We start from the raw sequence: 2,812 nt of genomic DNA on the forward strand, positions 1-2,812 counted from the left end.
GGCCAGCCAGCCGGTGGGGATGGCGGCGAGGAGGCCGGCGCGGGCGGCGGTGTCGGTGCCTTCGTGGGCGGGCGACAGCAGGGGTACGTCGGTCTGCTCGACCGCGGCTACTGCCAGGCGGGTCGGGAGTTCACCGGGGCGAGCTGCGGCGGCGACGTCCGCGCGGAGGTACGTGCGGGACGCGAAGTCGGCGTACACCTCCGCCGGCCACGGCAGTGCGTGGGTGAGTTGCTCGACGGAGACCGGGCGGGTCGGGTCGTCGTGCAGTGGGCGCCACTCGTCGTCGCCGTGGCGTTCGTCGGCCGGGCGGCTGTCGAGCAGGTTCAGCAGCGAGAACTCGTTCTCCAGCCCGAGTACGACGACCGCGTCCGGCACGGCCAGTGCGACAACCGCCGCCAGCCGCTCGCTCCACGACATGTCCACGCTGTCGTACCCGAGCACCCGGTCGAGCCCGTCCGACGCGATGATCACGTCGTACGGCGCCGTCTGCAGCCCGTCCAGTGCGCCCGCGATCACCTGCAGGCACGGCCCGAAGTCCTCGCCGAGCTGCTGCGCGTCCGCGACCGACCGGACCAGGATCGTCACGTCGGCGGAGTGCGCGAGCACCGACTCGATCAGCTGCGGCGCGTGCGGCCCGAGGATCAGCGTCCGCCGGTTGGCGGGCACGACGTCGGTCAGCAACGCGGCCAGCGCCGGCCGGGCCGTCGTACGATCCGTCCACGGCTGCATCTCCCCGCGGACGACCTGGACTTCAGACACGCTCTCTCCAATCGAACAGCGACCGCAGTTCCGCGGCGGGCATCATCCAGGGGCGACCGAGTTCGAGGTCGGTGGTCGCGCGGGCGGCTTCGAGGTCGACGGTCTTGCCGAGCATCTCCGGCCACAGCCGCTCGATCCGGCTCTGCCCGCCGAACAACGGGTTCTCGCCGTCCATCTCCATCGGATCGCCGTACACGGCCGGCTCGCATCCGGCCGCGACGCCGTAGAAGATTGCCGTCGACAACCGGTTCGCCGCGACCCGCTTGTGCTTGCGCAGCTCGGCCAGCTGCTTGAACAGGAACCGCCGCTCGGTCCCCTCGTACGAGAACCCGCGGCGCCCGAACGACACCACCCGGAACCCGGCGTCCTCGTAGAACCCGCGCACCTCTGGCCGGTCGAACTCCGTGTAGTACAGGCTGAACGTGACCGGACCGTCCTCGGTCTCGCGGATCTCGTCGATCAGCCGCTGGTGGTCGCCGTGGATCTTGCCGCCCTCCCACCCGTGGAAGAGGAACCACAACGTGCCCTCGCGCTCCACCGGCTCCTCAGGCTCCGGCTCGAGCTCCATCAGGTACAGGAACGGCGCACCGATGCTGTGGTAGTTCCGCCGCCCGAGCGCGTGCCCGCGACGACGCGGCGCATCGCTCCAGGTGAACCGCCACGCGCCGTCGTAGAACTCGTGCACCGGGTTCCACCCGCAGCCGATGTTCCAGCCGTGCTGCAGGTAGCCCCGCAGCCGCGGCGGGTGGTCGAAGTCGAACCCGGCGTACCGGGACAGGATGTGCGTCTGACCGTAGTAGTGGTTGTGGTGATGCATCAGCGCACCTCGACGTGCAGAGTGCCGGCATGGGGTCGGACGGCGAGCGCGTGCGACCCGTGCGTGATTGCCAGCGGCAACCGGCTGCACAGGAACGGCTCGCACTGGACGGCGTACGCCGTACCGTCGGCGGACGTTGCGAACAGGATCCAGTCGGCCAGCGCGGCCAGCGGATCGACGGAGACCTGTACGGCGGTCACCGGGACGAGCGCCTCGACGTCGGCGGCCGCCGACCAGCCGTCCGCGGTCACCGCGTGCCGGCAAGGGACGTCGAGGTGGTCGTCGGAGTCGGTCAGGTACCGCCGCCAGCTGAAGGTGGCGTCACCGCCCGCGCCGGACACGACCAGCTGGTTACCGTCGACAACAGCCGAGAGCGCGGTCGTCCGGATCGGCGACTCGTGCAGGTTCACGTACCCGCCGGTCGACCGGGTCAGCGTGACCATGCGATCGCCCACGACCCGGGTCAGCGCCGTGTCGCCCGCGGTCCACAACAGCACCCGCTGCTGCTCCTCGGGCCCGTGGACCCGGAACACGCGAGTCGTCCGGCGGCCGAACGGGTCGTCGTGGTTGGCCGCGTCGAGGATGTCCCGGATCGGCAACCGGGCGGTGAAGTCGCGCCCGTCCAGCTCCAGCGGGACCTCCTCCTCGCCGCCGACGACCGGGCGGCTCAGGAACAGCGAAGGCTCGTCGAACGGCGACCGCCCGTGCAGCACCAGCTCGTCGCCGGTCTGCTCGAACGCGGTGAGCCGACACGGATCGGTCAGCCGCCGCAGCGAGAACCAGCCGTACTTCCCCGGGCCCGGCTGGATCCAGTTCGTGGCGTCGATCCAGGCGCCGGGCGGCCAGCCCGGGCTTCCCGGTCCCTGACCGCCGAGCATGCCCTTGCGTTCCCGCCGCCCGGACCGCATGCAGACCTCGAAGTGCGCCGGGGCACCCGTGCACTCGGCGAGCACCTCGCGGTCGAGCAGCACCTCGAACCCGACCAGCGTCTTCGTCCCGTGCAGGTCCAGCGCGGGATACCGCCGTACCTCCAGCGGGTACTGCGTCTTGTCGACGACCAGCGCGATCCGCAGCGTCGACGTACCGCCGGTCTCCACGTGGCGGATCTCCGCGGTGCCCTTGACCGACAGCTTGCCGTCGACCCAGCCGACCTCGCGGACGCTGGTCGCCAGCGTCAGGTCCTGGTCGCGCACGCCGTAGAGGCGACGTGGTACGGCGGATTCGCCGAGGCCCGGG

General features: G+C 71.2%; 3 protein-coding genes. All 3 read right to left on the reverse strand.

The features are described from left to right. A partial coding sequence (locus VFF46_RS10880; RefSeq protein ID WP_325036952.1) for a hypothetical protein occupies positions 1-759 on the reverse strand: 759 nt, incomplete at its 3' end. Then, positions 752-1,576, reverse strand: a complete 825-nt coding sequence (locus tag VFF46_RS10885; RefSeq protein ID WP_325036953.1) for a hypothetical protein — start codon at positions 1,574-1,576, stop codon at positions 752-754. The genes VFF46_RS10885 and VFF46_RS10880, both read right to left, overlap by 8 nt. Next, positions 1,576-2,812 (reverse strand): hypothetical protein (locus tag VFF46_RS10890; protein ID WP_325036954.1); only part of this gene is annotated, 1,237 nt, incomplete at its 5' end. The genes VFF46_RS10885 and VFF46_RS10890, both read right to left, overlap by 1 nt.

This window comes from Kribbella sp., from assembly GCF_035655035.1.
Taxonomy (GTDB): Bacteria; Actinomycetota; Actinomycetes; order Propionibacteriales; family Kribbellaceae; genus Kribbella.